This window comes from Variovorax sp. Varisp36, from assembly GCF_047304235.1.
In the GTDB taxonomy this organism is placed as follows: Bacteria; Pseudomonadota; Gammaproteobacteria; order Burkholderiales; family Burkholderiaceae_C; genus Variovorax.
On record NZ_JBGLYU010000027.1, the window covers coordinates 14,861 to 30,925 of the forward strand.

Annotated in this window: 16 protein-coding genes and 1 tRNA gene; 5 read left to right on the forward strand and 12 right to left on the reverse strand. The window is 64.8% G+C overall.

Annotation, left to right across the window (positions count from 1 at the left end; translation table 11 throughout):
- Positions 1-13: 13 nt before the first annotated feature.
- Entirely contained in the window at positions 14-1,984 is a 1,971-nt protein-coding gene (locus tag ACCD11_RS16955; RefSeq protein ID WP_413314773.1) for an acyltransferase family protein, read from the forward strand.
- Positions 1,985-1,996: 12 nt separating this feature from the next.
- Here the strand turns inward: ACCD11_RS16955 and ACCD11_RS16960 are convergent, their stop codons facing one another.
- From ACCD11_RS16960 to ACCD11_RS17005, 10 genes are all read right to left on the reverse strand, one after another.
- Complete coding sequence (locus ACCD11_RS16960) at positions 1,997-2,209, reverse strand: DNA gyrase inhibitor YacG (protein WP_007833230.1); 213 nt, start codon at positions 2,207-2,209, stop codon at positions 1,997-1,999.
- Entirely contained in the window at positions 2,206-2,961 is a 756-nt protein-coding gene (gene zapD, locus ACCD11_RS16965; protein WP_413314774.1) for a cell division protein ZapD, read from the reverse strand. Before zapD ends, ACCD11_RS16960 begins: the two co-directional genes overlap by 4 nt.
- Positions 2,962-2,991: 30 nt before the next feature.
- Positions 2,992-4,026, reverse strand: coding sequence for a hypothetical protein (locus ACCD11_RS16970; RefSeq protein ID WP_007833234.1), 1,035 nt, complete (start codon positions 4,024-4,026; stop codon positions 2,992-2,994).
- A 161-nt stretch (positions 4,027-4,187) separates the two neighbouring features.
- On the reverse strand, positions 4,188-5,681 hold the full coding sequence (locus tag ACCD11_RS16975; protein WP_413314775.1) for an MBOAT family O-acyltransferase: 1,494 nt from the start codon (positions 5,679-5,681) through the stop codon (positions 4,188-4,190).
- Positions 5,682-5,750: 69 nt separating this feature from the next.
- Positions 5,751-6,359 carry a dephospho-CoA kinase gene (gene coaE, locus ACCD11_RS16980; RefSeq protein WP_007833238.1) on the reverse strand — a complete coding sequence of 203 codons (609 nt, stop codon included), beginning with the start codon at positions 6,357-6,359 and terminating at the stop codon, positions 5,751-5,753.
- A gap of 8 nt (positions 6,360-6,367) precedes the next feature.
- Positions 6,368-7,333 carry a prepilin peptidase gene (locus ACCD11_RS16985; RefSeq protein WP_056594048.1) on the reverse strand — a complete coding sequence of 322 codons (966 nt, stop codon included), beginning with the start codon at positions 7,331-7,333 and terminating at the stop codon, positions 6,368-6,370.
- Positions 7,333-8,562: a type II secretion system F family protein gene (locus tag ACCD11_RS16990; protein ID WP_007833240.1), complete on the reverse strand. Its 1,230-nt coding sequence runs from the start codon at positions 8,560-8,562 to the stop codon at positions 7,333-7,335. Before ACCD11_RS16990 ends, ACCD11_RS16985 begins: the two co-directional genes overlap by 1 nt.
- A 28-nt stretch (positions 8,563-8,590) precedes the next feature.
- The gene (pilB, locus tag ACCD11_RS16995) at positions 8,591-10,324 is read right to left on the reverse strand and encodes a type IV-A pilus assembly ATPase PilB (RefSeq protein WP_413314776.1); all 1,734 of its coding nucleotides are present in this window, start codon (positions 10,322-10,324) and stop codon (positions 8,591-8,593) included.
- Positions 10,325-10,437: 113 nt separating this feature from the next.
- A tRNA-Pro gene (locus ACCD11_RS17000) sits at positions 10,438-10,514 on the reverse strand.
- A 53-nt stretch (positions 10,515-10,567) separates the two neighbouring features.
- Complete coding sequence (locus tag ACCD11_RS17005; RefSeq protein ID WP_413314810.1) at positions 10,568-11,560, reverse strand: polyprenyl synthetase family protein; 993 nt, start codon at positions 11,558-11,560, stop codon at positions 10,568-10,570.
- 191 nt (positions 11,561-11,751) lie between these two features.
- Between ACCD11_RS17005 and rplU the strand changes: the two genes are divergently transcribed.
- The 4 genes from rplU (at position 11,752) to proB (ending at position 14,703) form a co-directional block, all read left to right on the forward strand.
- Positions 11,752-12,063 carry a 50S ribosomal protein L21 gene (rplU, locus tag ACCD11_RS17010; RefSeq protein WP_007833243.1) on the forward strand — a complete coding sequence of 104 codons (312 nt, stop codon included), beginning with the start codon at positions 11,752-11,754 and terminating at the stop codon, positions 12,061-12,063.
- 12 nt (positions 12,064-12,075) lie between these two features.
- The gene (gene rpmA / locus ACCD11_RS17015) at positions 12,076-12,336 is read left to right on the forward strand and encodes a 50S ribosomal protein L27 (RefSeq protein ID WP_007833244.1); all 261 of its coding nucleotides are present in this window, start codon (positions 12,076-12,078) and stop codon (positions 12,334-12,336) included.
- Positions 12,337-12,407: 71 nt separating this feature from the next.
- On the forward strand, positions 12,408-13,484 hold the full coding sequence (gene cgtA / locus ACCD11_RS17020) for an Obg family GTPase CgtA (protein WP_413314778.1): 1,077 nt from the start codon (positions 12,408-12,410) through the stop codon (positions 13,482-13,484).
- A 79-nt stretch (positions 13,485-13,563) separates the two neighbouring features.
- Positions 13,564-14,703: a glutamate 5-kinase gene (gene proB / locus ACCD11_RS17025; RefSeq protein WP_413314779.1), complete on the forward strand. Its 1,140-nt coding sequence runs from the start codon at positions 13,564-13,566 to the stop codon at positions 14,701-14,703.
- A 41-nt stretch (positions 14,704-14,744) separates the two neighbouring features.
- On the opposite strand, the gene ACCD11_RS17030 is transcribed toward proB, so the two are convergent.
- On the reverse strand, positions 14,745-15,338 hold the full coding sequence (locus tag ACCD11_RS17030) for a CNP1-like family protein (RefSeq protein WP_413314780.1): 594 nt from the start codon (positions 15,336-15,338) through the stop codon (positions 14,745-14,747).
- A complete protein-coding gene (locus tag ACCD11_RS17035) occupies positions 15,286-15,954 on the reverse strand; it encodes an RNA pyrophosphohydrolase (protein WP_007833253.1) in 669 nt (222 codons plus the stop codon). Before ACCD11_RS17035 ends, ACCD11_RS17030 begins: the two co-directional genes overlap by 53 nt.
- Positions 15,955-16,065: the final 111 nt, after the last annotated feature.

A 16,065-nucleotide genomic window follows, 5' to 3' on the forward strand; every position in this document is an offset into this window, starting at 1 on the left:
GCCTTCGCCAACCATGCATCCCAAGTACCGCCCCGACATCGACGGCCTGCGTGCCATCGCGGTGGGCTCGGTGCTGGCGTACCACGCCTTTCCGAGCCTGCTGCCGGGCGGCTTCATCGGGGTCGACATCTTCTTCGTGATCTCGGGCTTCCTGATCACGACCATTCTTCTGCAGAGCCTGGCCGCGGGCGATTTCAGCTACCGCGATTTCTATGCGCGGCGCATCCGGCGCATCTTTCCTGCGCTGGTGCTGGTGCTGCTCGCGACGCTGGCTTTCGGCTGGTACGTGCTGCTGCCGGGCGAGTTCTCGCAGCTCGGCAAGCAGACCACCGGCGGGGCCGCCTTCTTTGCCAACCTCGTCTTCCTGGGTGAGGCGGGCTACTTCGATGCGACGGCCGAGACCAAGCCGCTGTTGCATCTGTGGTCGCTGGGCATCGAGGAGCAGTTCTACATCTTCTGGCCTCTGCTGCTGGGGCTGGCCTGGCGCAGGCGCTGGCCGATGCTGCGCGTGACGCTGGCGGTGGCGGTGATCTCGTTCCTGGTCAACGTGCTGACCGTGCAGCCGCACCGCGCGGCGGCGTTCTATTCGCCGCTGTCGCGTGCGTGGGAGCTGATGGCCGGCGGCCTGCTGGCGGCGATGCGGCTGCAGGCCGCCAGCAATGGTTCGGCGCAACCGCGTCCGTGGACGAAGCATGCGCAGTCCGTCGTCGGCATGGGCCTGATCGTGCTCGGCCTCTTCATGACGCGCAGCACCAAGGCGTTTCCGGGCTGGTGGGCGCTGCTGCCGGTGCTGGGCGCGGTGAGCTGCATCGCCGCCGGTCCCAACGGCGTGCTCAACCGGTATCTGCTGTCGAACCGCGTCATGGTGTGGATCGGGCTGATCAGCTATCCGCTGTACCTCTGGCACTGGCCGCTGCTTTCGTATGCGCGCATCGTGGCGGGCGGGGAGCCGCCGCTGCAGGTGCGCGTCGTGCTGGTGGCGGCGGCGGTGGTGCTGGCCTGGGCCACTTATCGTTTCCTGGAGCGCTTCGTCAAGCTTCATCTCTCGCAAGGCATGCTGCGCGGACTGGCGGGCGGCGGCGCGGCGCTGGCGCTGGCCGGCGCGCTGGTCTTCCTGGGCATGCCTCCTCCGCGCAACGACAGCCAGGCCCTGCAGGCGGTGGCCGACGCGACGCGCGAAGACAACTACTACGGCGGCTTCGAGGAGACCGCGTTGGGCGGGCAGTTCGTCTACCGCACCGGCAGCGGCAGGCACAACGTGCTGCTGATCGGCGACAGCCACGTCGAGCAATACGCACCGCGCGCGCTCGAGCTGGTGCGCACGCAGCCCGGCAAGGCCCGCACGGTGTACTTTGCGACCAAGGGCTCGTGCCCGCCCGTGCCCGGCCTGTTCAGCAGCGCCGACACGGGATGCGAGGAGCGGCGCCAGGCCGTGCTCGACCTGGCGCTCAAGCCGGACATCGATTCGGTGGTGATCGGGGGCTGCTGGAGCTGCTATTTCACCGGCGCCGGGCCCACGGTGAACTACTTCCTGGACGACAGGAAGGCCGTGCACCCGTTCCTCAACGGGGACGGCATCGAGCTGTCGCTTAAGTCGCTGGGCGAGGTGCTGAAGCGCCTGTCGGCGCACAAGACGGTCTACCTCGTGCTCGGCAATCCGGTCGGGATGGATTTCGATCCGCTCAAGCAGATCCAGGGCAGCCGGCTCGGGGGCATGACGGCCGCCGGCGGACAGCTCAAGGCCCCGATGCCGCAAGACCAGGCCGTGCTCAACGCGCGGCTGAAGCAGGTGGCCGAGGCCAACGGCGCACGGGTCATCGAGCCTTTTGCGAGCCTGTGCGCCGACGGCCAGTGCATTCGCAGCATGCCCGACGACGGTTCGCCGGCCTACAAGGACATCGGCCACCTCCGGCCCAGGTACGCACGCAGCTTTGCGACGTACGTCGACCCTGCATTGCTCGACGAGGACGCCGGCGGCAAGTAGTCCTGCGGCCGCCTACTGGATCTTCGGGTCGCCGAAAGGCTCGTCGTCCGGTGGCGCTTCGGCCGGCATGCGGAATTCTTCGCTGGCCCAGGCGCCCAGGTCGACGCCCTTGCAGCGCGCGCTGCAGAAGGGCCTGTAGGCGTTGCTCGGCGCGTAGATGCTGTCGCCGCCGCATGTGGGGCAGCGGACGATCCGCTCGCCCTTGCTGTTCAACCGCGTTGTCATGCGCAGAGGGTCAGCTCGAAGGGCGCGTCGTCCGAGCTTTGATGAAGGCGGTCGTCCGCGTCGTGGCGCATCAGGCGCACCGAGACCATGAGGCGGTTGCCGCTGATTTCAGGGATCAGGCCGAGCTTGGGGTCGATGCGCAGGCGCAGCAGCTGGAAGCTGCGGCCCTGCGGCAGGTTCTGCTGGAACTGGCCGCTGCTGGCGATCACCTTGTAGGGAACGTCGGCATCGCGCAGCAGCTTGAGCAGCAGGTAGATCGACGAGGCCAGCGGCGAGAGCGTGTTCGACCAGCGTTCGAGATCGGCGCGGCGGCTGGCGGCGGGGCGGTGCTGCCAGGCGTAGTAGGCGGGCAGGTCGAACTCGCAGGTGCCGCCCGGAATGCCGGCGCGGCTGCGAATGCTCATGAGCCACTCGTTCTCCGTCAGCGCCTGGCCGGCCTTGCCGGCCACGCTGTTGAGGGCGGTGAAGTTGCCTTCGAGCTGGCCGACGACCTGGTCGAGCACGGCCTCGGCGATGGCCGGATTGCCCCGGTAGCTGTTGAAGACGTTCTTGTGCTTGTCGAGGTCGCGCAGCACGTCGGCCTTGAGGTCGGCGCGCGCGGCGACGTCCATGATCTCGAAGATCGTGACCAGGGCGTAGTGATGGGACAGCGGCGATTCAGCGGGCACCAGCTCGCCGAGGCGGCGAAACAGGTGCTCGAGCCGCAGGTACGTGCGGATGCGCTCGTTGAAAGGGTATTCGTAGAGGATCACGCGTATCGGTTTTTCACGTCGGGTTCGAGCTCATTGCGATTTGGCGACCGGTGGCGGGAACACCTCGCGCACAGCCTCCAGCATACGCTGCCCAAAAAGAATGTAACCCCGGGTCGAAACGTGGGTCTCGTTGGCGGGGAAAAGATCCTTCACCTTGAATCGGTTCTGCTCGGCCAGCGCAAACAGGTCCGGCCCGATATTTTGCGGGTTGAATGCGGCGCGGAATGCATCGGCATGGTTTTGTTGCAAATACACGGTGGTCTTGTTGGGCACGACCATCCACATCACCTTGTAGGGGGCGGCCGTGCGCTCGAAGCGCTTCATGAACTGCGCGGACTCGGCTGTCAGCGCCGCGTTGACGCGGTCTTCGGCGGTCATCAGCAGTTTGTCGCAGGCGCGGTGGCTGAACTGCTTGCAGCCATCGGGCACCACGCGCGCGTCGATCAGCGGGCCCCAGCGCTCGGGCGTGTTGGTCCAGCTGTCGGAGGCCAGGATGGCCTTGGTGTTGTGGTACGTGAACCAGCCGCTGAGCAGCTGGGCGTCCCAGTTGAGCTGGAAGCCGGGCGCGGGCCTGGCCGGGTTCTCGAACGGCGGCGGCGTCGGCTTGAAGGCGTGCTTCATCGCCTTGCAGCTCTCGGACTTCTCGATGCGGTCCTGCAGCAGGCGCTCGATGCTCTCGACGATCACGACCTTGCCCTTGAAGCCCGACTTCTCGAGCCAGCCCGGGAAGTCGTCGCACAGCGTGCCGCCGAGATTGTCCCAGTGGGTGGTCGTCATCTTGTAGCCTGCGCCCACGAGGGACGCCTGCCAGGCGTAGCGCACGGAGAAGCTGTCGCCGATCACCAGGATGTCGGATTCGTTGATTGGCCAGGTCTTGACGTCGGCGTCGGGAATCGGCGGCGGCGGCACTTGCCAGCCGAATTCGCGCTCCGAGATGCGGCCGATGCGAGTCAGGTCGCCGTAGGGAACGGGGGTGAAGAGGCTGGCGACCAGCAGCGCGCAGCACACCAGGTAGCCCGCGGCGAAGATGCGAAGCCAGGTCCTGGCCGATTTCGTGTCTTCCATCTCAGCTCTCCACTGCACTCCGAATGGTCTCCAGCGCATGAACCGGGCATGCTCCATTCGCGGGACGCCGTGGAACCGGCTTTGCCGGGCCACCGGCGTCGCCCCCGGCGAGGGGGTAGGAGAAGCGACACGAAGTGCGCGAAGCCTGGGGGAGATTCATTTCAGAACTGGAAATAGAGGAACGGGCTGTAGCTGCCGAACTTCGACACGCACAGGCCAAAAAGATAGACGCAGCCCAGGCCCGTGACCCAGGTGGCCAGGCGCTGGAGGCGGGGGCGTCCGGCCAGGCCCGCGACGTTGGGAATCCAGCGGTCGAGCGTGATGGTGGGCGGCAGCGCCAGGCAGATCACCAGGCCGGCGAAGACGGTCTGGAAGAACTCGGGCTTGCGGAACGGTACGCGGAATTCGCTGAAGGCCGACACGGGCGCGCCGTGCAGGCCCAGCATGCCCTTGTAGATCTCGACGGCGGCCGTCATGCTGTCGGCCCGGAACACCACCCAGGCGATCATGACGCACAGGAAGGTGATGAACCAGCCGGCCACGCGGCCGAGCACCGTGCTTCCGGTCTTGCCGCGCCGGACCTTCGCGTTCCAGAAGTGGTTGACCATCAGGTACGCGCCATGCAGCGCGCCCCAGATGACGAAGGTCCAGGCCGCGCCGTGCCACAGGCCGCCCAGCAGCATCGTGAGAAAGAGATTGATGTAGCGCCGCGCCGGGCCCTTGCGGTTGCCGCCGAGCGGCACGTAGAGATAGTCGCGCAGGAAAGTTGACAGCGAGATGTGCCAGCGCCGCCAGAACTCGATCATGTTGGTCGACTTGTAGGGCGACCTGAAGTTGAGCGGCAGCTGCACGCCCACGCACAGCGACAGGCCCACCGCCATGTCGGAGTAGCCCGAGAAGTCGAAATAGATCTGCAGCGTGTAGGCCAGCACACCGAACCAGGCCGTGTACAGCGAGGGCATCACGCCTTCGTGCACGCCCTTGAACATCATGTCGGCGTACTGCCCCAGCGGGTCGGCGATCAGCATCTTCTTGGCCAGGCCGAAGACGAAGATGCCCAGTCCGAGCGCCACGTTGTTCGCGTTGAACCGGTAGGTGGCCGGATTGTTGAACTGCGGCATCATCTGCGCGTGATGCAGCACCGGGCCCGCGATCAGGTGCGGGAAATAGGTCACGAACAGCGCGTAGTGGACAAAGCTGCGCTCGTGCACCTTGCCCTGCCAGCAGTCGACCAGAAAGGCGATCTGCGTGAACGTGTAGAACGAGATGCCGATCGGCAGCACGATGTGCACCAGATCGATCTGCGAGAAGCCCGCAGCCGCCAAGCCGGCATCGACGTTTTCCAGGAAGAAGTTGGCGTACTTGAAGACGGCCAGCACCCCGAGGTTGACCACCAGCGCGATGATCAGCAAGGCCTTGCGATGCTTGTCCTCGCGGCCCGGAGAAGGCGTCAGCCGCAGCCCGAACCAGTAGTTGATGCAGATCGACCCCAGCAGGAGGGGCAGTGCCTTGACGCTCCACCACCCGTAGAAGAACAGTGACGCCAGTGCCAGGAAACCCGCCGCCGACCGGGGGCTGCGCGTACCGATCAGGAAGAAGCCGATCAGGACCAGCGGGAAGAAAACGAAGATGAAGGAATACGAATTGAAAAGCATCGTGAGGGGCGCTGAGGCGTGCGCCGTTTGACGTGGTCGTCGTGTAGCCGTCGCGGCGTCAACGCCAAATTATCGCGTGCCTGCCCGAATCCACCGTTCCCAGAGACCCTGAACCTGCTGGCCGAGTTCCTCCAGCGTCAGGGACTCGTTGAAAATGACCGCATCGGCGGCGGCCCGGCGTGCCGGGCGCGTGGCCTGCTGGGCAATCACCGCCTTGACCGCTTCGGGTGCCCAACCCGAGCGTGCGACGACGCGTTTCAGCTGCGTTTCCTCGGTGGCGTCGACCACCAGCACCCGGTCGACGAGGGCGCGCCAGCGGCCGGATTCAACGAGCAGGGGAACATCGAACACGACGACCGCGTCCTCGCCGGCCGCCGCGGCCAGGCGCTGCGTTTCGGCGCCGATCAAGGGGTGGAGGATGGATTCGAGGCGGGCCTTGGCGCCTGCATCCGCGAACACGATCTGCCGCATGGCGGCCCTGTCCAGGCCGCCGTCGGGGGCAATGATTTCGGCGCCGAAAGCGGCTTCGAGGGCCGGCATGGCAATGCCGCCCGGGAGCGCGATGGCCCGCGCGATGGCGTCGGTGTCCACCAGCACCGCCCCCTGGGCGACCAACAGCCCCGCGACGGTACTCTTGCCGCTTCCGATACCGCCCGTCAGGCCGATGCGCCGCACCATGCGGTGTGTCAATGGATCAGTGCGCCGAGGGGAAAGGCGAACGGAATCCATTGCCTCACGATTTCGGGGCCCGCCACGAGGCAGACGAGGCCCGCGCCGGCCAGGAAGGGGCCGAAGGCGATGGGAATGTCCTTGTGCGCCAGTTTGCCGGCGACGCGCAGCGTCACACCGATCACCGCGCCCACCAGAGAAGAGACGAGGATGATCGCGATGAGGTAGTCGGCGCCGAGCCAGGCGCCCAGCGCGGCGAGCAGTTTGAAGTCTCCATAGCCCATGCCTTCCTTGCCCGTAACCAGGCGAAAGCCATGGTACACAAGCCAGAGGCTCAGGTAGCCGAACACGGCACCCCAGACGGCAGAGCTCAGCGGCACGCCGGTCCAGCCCATGGCCGCACCGACCAGGCCGAGCCAGAGCAGGGGGTAGTTGAGCGAGTCGGGCAGGAACTGGGTGTCGAAATCGATCAGGAACTGGCAGATCAGCAGGGCGCCGAATGCGGCCCAGAGCACCCCGGCCGGTGTGATGCCGAAACGCCAGGCGCAGAGCGCGAACAGCGCGCCCGTGACCAGTTCGACCAGCGGGTAGCGAGGACTGATCGAAGTCTTGCAAGACGCGCAGCGCCCGCGCAGCACGAGATAGCTCAGCACGGGGATGTTCTCGTACCAGCGGATCTTGTGCCCGCAGTTTCCGCAGCGCGATGCGGGGCGGGTCAGGTCGAAAGGGGGCTGCGCTTCGAGGACTGCGGCGGCCTTGTCGGCAGCCGCTTCCAGCCCCGCGGGAGGCGACACCTTTGGACCGAAGGCCAGCGACCACAGCGAGGGCGCATCCTTCGACGGCATGAGGTTGGCAACGGCATCGGCGAGCCAGTCGCGATACATCATCACCGGTGTGCGGTAGATGACGACGTTCATGAAACTGCCGATCAATAGCCCCAGCACACCGGCGAACGCGGTGTCGAACTCCCTCGAAACGAGCATCAGACGACCTGGCCGAGCTTGAAGATGGGCAGGTACATCGACACCACGATGCCGCCGATGATGGTGCCGAGGAACACGATGATGATGGGTTCCATCAGGCTCGAGAGGCCCGCGACCATGTCGTCCACTTCCGATTCGTAGAAGTCGGCGGCCTTGCCCAGCATGTGGTCGATGGAGCCCGATTCCTCGCCAATCGCGGTCATCTGGATCACCATCGACGGGAACAGGTTGGCGTTGGTCATGGCCGAGGTCAGGCTGGTGCCCGTGGAAACCTCCTGCTGGATCTTCGCCGTGGCGTCGCCATAGACACTGTTGCCCGAGGCGCCGCCCACCGAGTCGAGGGCTTCGACGAGGGGGACGCCCGCCGCGAACATCGTCGCAAGCGTTCGTGTCCAGCGTGCAACGCAGGATTTCTCGATCAAGGTGCCGAAGATCGGAATGCGAAGCAGCAGGCGGTCCATGACCTTCTGCACGCGCTCGTTGCGCTTCCACGCCTGCATGAAGAAGTAGAGGCCGCCGCCGATGCCGCCGAAGATCAGCCACCAGTACGAGACGAAGAATTCGCTCATGGCCATCACGAACAGCGTTGGTGCGGGAAGGTCGGCCCCGAACGAGGTGAACACCTGCTTGAACGCAGGAATCACGAAGATCATGATGATCGCGACCACCACAAAGGCCACGACCACCACCGAGGTCGGGTACATCAACGCCGACTTGATCTTGGATTTGATCGCCTCGGTCTTCTCCATGTACGTGGCAAGGCGGTCCAGCAGGTCTTCCAGAATACCGGCCGCTTCGCCGGCCTCCACCAGGTTGCAGTAGAGGTTGTCGAAATACTTCGGGAACTTGCGGAAGGCGGCCGACAGCGAGGTGCCGGTTTCCACGTCGCTGCGGATGTCGTTGAGCAGCTTGGCCACGCTCGCGTTCGCATTGCCGCGCCCGACGATGTCGAAGGACTGCATCAAGGGCACGCCGGCCTTCATCATGGTCGCCAGCTGGCGCGTGAAGATGGCGATGTCCTTGGGCTTGATCGCCTTGCCGGAGCGCATGCGGCGTTTCTTGATCTTGGAGGCGAGCACGCCCTGGCGGCGCAGTGCAGCCTGTACCTGGTTTTCGCCGGCGGCCCGAAGTTCGCCGCGCACCGCCTTGCCGTTGCGGTCCTTGCCTTCCCATTCGAAGACAAATTCCTTGTGCGTGGGCTGGGAGCGGGTGGATGCCACTGTTGCCATTCGATCTCCGGTTCTCAGTGTGTGTTCGTTATTCGTTGGTGCAGGCCACCACTTCTTCCAGCGAAGTGAGACCTTGCATGACTTTTCGCAGACCCGACTGGCGCAGCGAACGCACGCCTTCTTTTTCGGACTGCTGAGCGATGTCGAGCGCGCTGCCGTCGCGCAGGATGATTTCCTGGATGGCTTCCGAGATCGGCATCACCTGGTAGATGCCCACGCGGCCCTTGTATCCGCCGTTGCAGGCGGAGCAGCCGACGGGGCGGTAGGGCTTCCAGGTGCCGTCCAGATCTTCTTCCCTGAACCCTGCGTCGAGCAGCGTTTCGCGCGGAACGTCGGCCGGCATGCGGCAGAGGGTGCACAGCCGCCGGGTCAGGCGCTGCGCGGTAATCAGGATCACGCTCGATGCGATGTTGAACGGCGCGATACCCATGTTGCGCATCCGCGTGAGCGTCGTCGGCGCGTCGTTGGTGTGCAGCGTGGAGAGCACCAGGTGGCCCGTTTGCGCGGCCTTGATCGAGATGTCGGCGGTTTCGAGGTCGCGGATTTCGCCGACCATGATGATGTCCGGATCCTGCCGCAGGAAGGCGCGCAGCGCGGCCGCGAAGGTCAGTCCCGCCCGTTCGTTGACGTTGACCTGGTTGACGCCGGGCAGGTTGATTTCCGACGGATCTTCCGCCGTCGCGATGTTGACGCCCGGCTGGTTCAGCAGGTTCAGGCAGGTGTAGAGCGACACCGTCTTGCCAGAGCCCGTGGGACCGGTCACCAGGACCATGCCGTAGGGCCGGCCGATGGCGTGAAGGAGCCGTTCCTTTTCGTCTGCGTCGTAGCCCAGAGCGTCGATGCCCAGGCGCGCGCTGCTGGGGTCAAGGACACGAATGACGATCTTCTCGCCGAACAGCGTGGGCAAAGTGCTCACGCGGAAGTCGATGACGCGATCGGGCCCGATCTTGAGCTTCATGCGGCCGTCCTGCGGCACGCGCTTCTCCGAGATGTCGAGCCGCGAGATGACCTTGATGCGCGACGCCAGCTTGTCCTTGATGACGGTGGGCGGGCTGGCGATTTCGCGCAGCTCGCCGTCGATCCGGAACCGTACGCGGTACTGGTGCTCGTAGGGCTCGAAATGGATGTCCGATGCGCGCATGCCGATCGCGTCGAGCAGCATCTTGTGGAGAAAGCGCACGACCGGCGCGTCTTCGACTTCGGCGACCGCCTGCTCGTTGCTGTCGCCCGAGGTGTCGGCCGTGACGTCGTCGAACTCGAACTCGCTGCCGACGATGTTGTTGATCGTTTCCGCTGCACTGACGGCGGCGGCTTCGATCATTCGCGACAGCTTGTCGTATTCCGCGATGACCCAGTCGACGCCCATCTGGGAAGCGAACTTGATCTTCTCTGCCGCCTGTTGGTCCGAGGGGTCGGCTGTTGCAACAATCAGACGGTTGTTGCGCTTGCTGAGGACGACGATGCGGTACGCATGGCACAGCTTCGGGTCGAGCAGGTCCTTGGGCAGGCGCTGGGGATCGATTGCGTCGAGGTCGAGCAGCGGGGCGCCGAAGGCGGTGGAAAGGGTGTGGGCGAGATCGGCGGCCGAGACGGCGCCAGAGCCGGTCAGCTCCGCGATGAAGCTGGTGCGGCCACTCAGGGACTTCTGGTAGATGTCCTCGGCCACCCTGGCAGGAAGCTTGCCTGCCGACACCAGGGCGCGTGCAAGCCCTGGGAGGGCAATCTGCGAGGTTTCTTTAACTGGAAGTTCGGCTGCGGCCATTCAACGGATGAAAAAGATGTGAAAAAATGCTTCACGATCATCGCTGAACAGTCCTTTGCTGTAAATCGCTACACAGCAACAGGCATGGCCATTTATTTATGCCAGCCAATGGCTGGTCGGGGTGAGAGGATTCGAACCTCCGGCCTCTACGTCCCGAACGTAGCGCTCTACCAGGCTAAGCTACACCCCGATGGTTGCAAGAAAAAAGAGAAATCGTCCTAGATGCCAACTCAGGTGAGGTGTTCAGGCACGTCGCTCAAGCAACTGAGCCGCCAATTGTAGCAAACCTGAAGCATGCAAATTGGACGGGAGGCCCTTCAATGCATGAATTGCTCGCTGTGCCTCGGCGGCGGCGGCGGCGCGCGAGGCAGCAAGGGCGCCGGTTTCGCGCACGATCTCGACGACCTTGCCCAGCTGGGCGGTGTCGCCCGCTTCGATGGCGGCGCGCACCAGTTCGCTCTGCGCCGGGGTTCCGTGCTGCATCGCGAAGATGAGCGGCAGCGTGGTCTTGCCTTCGCGCAGGTCGTCGCCGACGTTCTTTCCTGTCTCGTTGGCATCGCCCGCGTAGTCCAGTACGTCGTCGATCACCTGGAAGGCGGTGCCGAGCGCCTGTCCGTAAGTGGCGCAGGCTTCCTCCACTTCGGCGGTGGCGCCCGCCAGCACGGCCGCCAGGCGGGTGCTGGCTTCAAACAGCTTCGCGGTCTTGGAGCGGATCACGCGCAGATAGGCGGCCTCATCCAGCGATGCGTCGTGCATGTTCATCAGCTGGAGTACCTCGCCCTCGGCGATCACGTTGGTTGCTTCAGCCAGGATCTGCATGACGCGCATGTTGTTGGCATCCAACATCATCTGGAACGCGCGCGAATAGAGAAAGTCGCCGACCAGCACGCTGGCCGGGTTGCCGAACGATTCGTTGGCAGTCGCCCGGCCGCGCCGAAGGGTCGATTCATCGACCACGTCGTCGTGCAGCAGGGTGGCTGTGTGGATGAACTCCACGACGGCCGCCAGATTGAAGCGCTGCTCGCCCGTATAGCCCAAGGCGCCCGACATCAGCAGCAGGAGCGCCGGCCGCAGGCGCTTGCCGCCAGCCGAGATGATGTATCTTGAAACTTGGCTGACCAGCGGCACGCCCGTGTCGAGGCGGCGGGCGATCACACGGTCGACTTCGACCATGTCGCCGGCAATCAGGTCCAGCACGGTGGCGGTGGGGGAGGTGTCGGCGGCGGGAACTGGCAAAGCGGAGGCGCGGAGCGCTGCGGAGGATGAGGGCGACCCAGGCTGGGGAAGGGGCGGAAGGCGCAAATTATAGGGAGCCGCCAAGGTTTGCCGGGAGCGCGTTGGGCTGGAAGTGGTTAGCAAGCACAAACCGCGCTATAATCTTGGGCTCTGCGGAATTCGCTGCGGAGACTCATTTCTAAGAGGTTTACATGTACGCGGTCATAAAAACCGGCGGCAAGCAGTATCGCGTTGCTTCCGGCGAAAAAATTAAAGTAGAACAGATTGCTGCGGACGTAGGCCAGGAAATCGTGATCGACCAGGTTCTGGCCGTCGGAAACGGCGCTGAAATCAAGGTTGGCACGCCCCTGGTGTCCGGCGCAACGGTGACAGTCACGGTACTGTCGCACGGCAAGCACGACAAGGTGCACATCTTCAAGATGCGCCGTCGCAAGCACTATCAGAAACGTCAAGGCCATCGCCAGCAGTTCACCGAACTGCAAATCGGCGCGATCGCCGGCTAAGGAGCACATTCCATGGCACAGAAAAAAGGCGGCGGCTCAACGCGAAACGGGCGCGATTCCAAGCCCAAGATGCTCGGCGTGAAGGCTTTCGGCGGCGAACTGATCAGCGCAGGCTCGATCATCGTGCGCCAGCGCGGCACCCAGTTCCATCCCGGCGTGAACGTCGGCGTGGGCAAGGACCACACGCTGTTTGCCCTGGTCGACGGCCACGTGTCGTTCGGTCACAAGGGTGCACTCAACAAGCACACGGTCAACGTGACCCCCGCGGCGTAAGCCTCGAGTCACTTCGAACTGCCCGAGGCCCCGCATTGCCGGGGCTTCTTCATTTGTAAACTGGACATCCCATGAAGTTCGTCGACGAAGCCTTCATCGACATCGCCGCGGGCGATGGCGGCAACGGCTGCGTGTCGTTCCGTCATGAGAAGTACAAGGAATTCGGCGGCCCCAACGGCGGCGACGGCGGCCGTGGCGGCCACGTGTTCGCGGTGGCCGACTCGAACCTCAACACCCTGGTCGACTTTCGCTACTCGCGCCGGCACGAAGCCAAGCGCGGCGAGCACGGCATGGGCTCCGACATGTTCGGTGCCGCTGGCGACGACATCACGCTCAAGATGCCGGTTGGCACGATCATCTCCGACGCCGAAACGGGCGAAGTGCTGTTCGAGCTGTTGAAGGAGGGCGAGGTCATCACCATCGCCAAGGGCGGCGACGGCGGCTTCGGAAACATGCGCTTCAAGAGCGCCATCAACCGCGCGCCGCGCCAGAAGACCCCGGGCTGGCCCGGCGAGAAGCGCAGCCTCAAGCTCGAACTCAAGGTGCTGGCCGATGTCGGCCTGCTCGGCATGCCGAACGCAGGCAAGTCGACGCTGATCAGCGCGATTTCGAACGCCCGCCCGCGCATCGCGGACTATCCCTTCACCACGCTGCACCCGAACCTGGGCGTCGTGCGCGTGGGCCCGGAACAGAGCTTCGTGGTGGCAGACCTTCCCGGCCTGATCGAAGGCGCTTCCGAAGGCGCAGGCCTGGGCCATCTCTTCCTGCGGCACCTGCAGCGCACGCGCCTGCTGCTGCATGTGATCGACATGGCGCCGTTCGACGACAACGTCGACCCGGTCGCACAGGCCAAGGCCATCGTCGGCGAGCTCAAGAAGTACGACGCCGCACTCTACGAAAAACCGCGCTGGCTCGTGCTCAACAAGCTCGACATGGTGCCGGCCGACGAACGCGCAGCGCGCGTCAAGGACTTCGTGAAGCGCCTGCGCTTCAAGGGGCCGGTGTTCGAAATCTCGGCGCTCACGCGCGAAGGCTGCGAACATCTGGTGCAGGCCATCTATCAGCAGGTCAAGGCGCAGCAGGTGGCCGAGCATGCGCCGGTGGTCGTCGACCCGCGCTTCACGCCGCTGCCTCCCGAGGGCGCTTAGCGGCACCGCAGCATTGCCCGTGATGCTGCCAACGGACAGATAGACAGACAAAAAGCAACCTCGCAGCATTCACCGCAAAATGACCTCGAACTCCGGATCCACAGCCTTGCGGGATGCCCGCCGTATCGTCGTCAAGGTGGGCTCCAGCCTCGTGACCAACGAGGGGCGCGGCCTCGACGAGGCAGCCATCGGCGAATGGTGCCGGCAACTGGCCGCGCTGGTGCGCGAGGGTCGCGAGGTCGTCATGGTGTCGAGCGGAGCGATCGCCGAAGGCATGAAGCGTCTCGGCTGGCGAACCCGGCCGCACGAGGTCCATGAACTGCAGGCCGCCGCGGCTGTGGGGCAGATGGGCCTGGCCCAGATGTACGAAACCAAGCTGCGCGAAAACGAGATAGGCAGTGCGCAGGTGCTGCTGACCCATGCCGACCTGGCCGATCGCGAGCGCTACCTCAATGCCCGTTCGACGCTGGTCACGCTGCTCAAGCTGGGCGTGGTGCCGGTCATCAACGAGAACGACACCGTCGTCAACGACGAGATCAAGTTCGGCGACAACGACACGCTCGGCGCACTCGTGGCGAACCTCGTCGAGGCCGACGCACTGGTCATCCTCACAGACCAGAAGGGCCTGTACACGGCCGACCCGCGCAAGGACACCGACGCGAAGTTCGTGCACGAAGCCGCCGCCGGCGACCCGGCGCTCGAGGCCATGGCGGGCGGCGCCGGCTCCAGCATCGGCCGCGGCGGAATGATCACCAAGATTCTTGCGGCCAAGCGCGCGGCCGGCTCGGGCGCCTCCACCGTCATCGCCTGGGGGCGCGAGTCCGATGCCCTGCTGCGCCTGGCACGAGGCGAGTCCATCGGTACGCTGCTGGTGGCGCAGACAGCCAAGCACCAGGCCCGCAAGCGCTGGATGGCCGATCACCTGCAACTGCGCGGCGCCGTCGTTGTCGACGCGGGCGCTGCCGCCAAGGTGCGGACCGAAGGCAAGAGCCTGCTGCCGATCGGCATGACCAGCGTCTCGGGCGAGTTCTCGCGCGGCGACGTGATTGCGGTGCGCGACGTCGATGGCGTCGAACTGGCCCGGGGCCTGGCCAACTATTCGAGCGTGGAAGCGCGCCTGCTGTGCCGCAAGCCCTCGAGCGAATTCGAGCGCCTGCTGGGCTATGTCGCGGAGCCGGAGATGGTCCATCGCGACAACATGGTGCTGATGCCCAACTGATGAAAACAACAACGGGGCGCAAAGCCCCGTTGGTGGATTGACTATTGCACTTCCCGTATCGGGTTGCGTATGTTCTGGACCATTTCCCCGATCGAGGCGCGGGGCGCATTGCCGCGGCACAGGGCCTGGCGCGACAGCGCCTTGGTGTAGCTCGAATTCAGGTCGTTCAGGCGCTTCCACTCGGGCTTGGCGACGTCTTGCCAGGCGCCGTTGTTGTAGCGCGCATAGCTCTTCATTTCCGCGGTCGAGCAGCGTACGCCTTCATAGAAGGCATTGACGGCGCCGCCATTGCGGTTGTGTGCCACCACCACATAGCGCACGATGCCGTCGCCCGTGATCGCGATCGTGTTCGGGTCGATGCCGAACTTCAAGCTCATGTACGGCGGCATTTCGATCGGCAGCAGGCGGCTTTCGCTGAAGGCCGGCGGTGGGGGCGTTGCGGTTTCCTCCCACTCCTTGTCCGTCTCGTAGCGCTTGGGCGGCAGCGGCATGCCCCCCTGGGCCCAGTCGGGATTGTCCGTGTCGTGCGGCCCCGAGGCGCATCCCGCAAGGATGCCGAAGCAGGCCAGAAGAAGGGCGCGTTCAGCGTTGCGTCGGAAGGAACGGCGCTTTGTTGTCGTGGACAGGAGGTTCATCGCTCGCAGAAGGAATGTCGGGATGCGGATCGAAACTGCCGCCGGGCGGCAGGTCCAGTCCGGGAGGCGCCCCGGCGTCCAGCGAATGGCGCTCGAATTCTCGGGCGCGCACGTTGCTGCGCAGGAAGCGGTTGCGGAAATCCTGCCGTGGCAGGTAGCGAGCAAGCTCGGTCAGCGCCATCTCATAGACGCCGCGCTTGAACTCGACGACCACGTCGAGCGGCACCCAGTAGTCATGCCAGCGCCAGGCGTCGAATTCGGGATGGTCGGTGGCACGCAGGTTGAGATCCCAGTCGTGGCCGGTGAGTTGCAGCAAATACCAGATTTGTTTCTGGCCCTTGTAGTGGCCCCGTGCGTCACGGCGGATGAACCGATCCGGCACCTCGTAGCGCAACCAGTCGCGGGTACGGGCCACGATGCGCACATGCTCCGGATGGAGCCCGACTTCCTCGTGCAGTTCCCGGAACATGGCTTGCTCGGGACTTTCGCCGCGGTCGATGCCGCCTTGCGGAAACTGCCAGGAATGCGTGCGTATGCGTTTGCCCCAGAAAACCTGGTTTCTCTGGTTGAGCAGGATGATGCCGACGTTGGGCCTGAAGCCGTCCCGGTCGAGCATAATCAAACCCCAATTTTTGAACTGAGTCGATTATGCATGCCGGGTTGCCGTCGGCAAGCTGCCGATGCCAGGCTCTCAGGGTCTCTCCGGGGGAGCAGTCCCCCACTTCCA

What these genes read in the sequence shown, in the direction of transcription:
- ACCD11_RS16985 (WP_056594048.1), bottom strand. Translation starts at nt 7,333, where the DNA reads ATGCTCGTTTCGAGGGAGTTCGACACCGCGTTCGCCGGTGTGCTGGGG.
- ACCD11_RS16955 (WP_413314773.1), top strand. Translation starts at nt 14, where the DNA reads ATGCATCCCAAGTACCGCCCCGACATCGACGGCCTGCGTGCCATCGCG.
- ACCD11_RS17035 (WP_007833253.1), bottom strand. Translation starts at nt 15,954, where the DNA reads ATGCTCGACCGGGACGGCTTCAGGCCCAACGTCGGCATCATCCTGCTC.
- rpmA (WP_007833244.1), top strand. Translation starts at nt 12,076, where the DNA reads ATGGCACAGAAAAAAGGCGGCGGCTCAACGCGAAACGGGCGCGATTCC.
- cgtA (WP_413314778.1), top strand. Translation starts at nt 12,408, where the DNA reads ATGAAGTTCGTCGACGAAGCCTTCATCGACATCGCCGCGGGCGATGGC.
- ACCD11_RS16960 (WP_007833230.1), bottom strand. Translation starts at nt 2,209, where the DNA reads ATGACAACGCGGTTGAACAGCAAGGGCGAGCGGATCGTCCGCTGCCCC.
- rplU (WP_007833243.1), top strand. Translation starts at nt 11,752, where the DNA reads ATGTACGCGGTCATAAAAACCGGCGGCAAGCAGTATCGCGTTGCTTCC.
- coaE (WP_007833238.1), bottom strand. Translation starts at nt 6,359, where the DNA reads ATGGTGCGGCGCATCGGCCTGACGGGCGGTATCGGAAGCGGCAAGAGT.
- pilB (WP_413314776.1), bottom strand. Translation starts at nt 10,324, where the DNA reads ATGGCCGCAGCCGAACTTCCAGTTAAAGAAACCTCGCAGATTGCCCTC.
- ACCD11_RS16990 (WP_007833240.1), bottom strand. Translation starts at nt 8,562, where the DNA reads ATGGCAACAGTGGCATCCACCCGCTCCCAGCCCACGCACAAGGAATTT.
- ACCD11_RS17030 (WP_413314780.1), bottom strand. Translation starts at nt 15,338, where the DNA reads ATGAACCTCCTGTCCACGACAACAAAGCGCCGTTCCTTCCGACGCAAC.
- ACCD11_RS16970 (WP_007833234.1), bottom strand. Translation starts at nt 4,026, where the DNA reads ATGGAAGACACGAAATCGGCCAGGACCTGGCTTCGCATCTTCGCCGCG.
- proB (WP_413314779.1), top strand. Translation starts at nt 13,564, where the DNA reads ATGACCTCGAACTCCGGATCCACAGCCTTGCGGGATGCCCGCCGTATC.
- ACCD11_RS16975 (WP_413314775.1), bottom strand. Translation starts at nt 5,681, where the DNA reads ATGCTTTTCAATTCGTATTCCTTCATCTTCGTTTTCTTCCCGCTGGTC.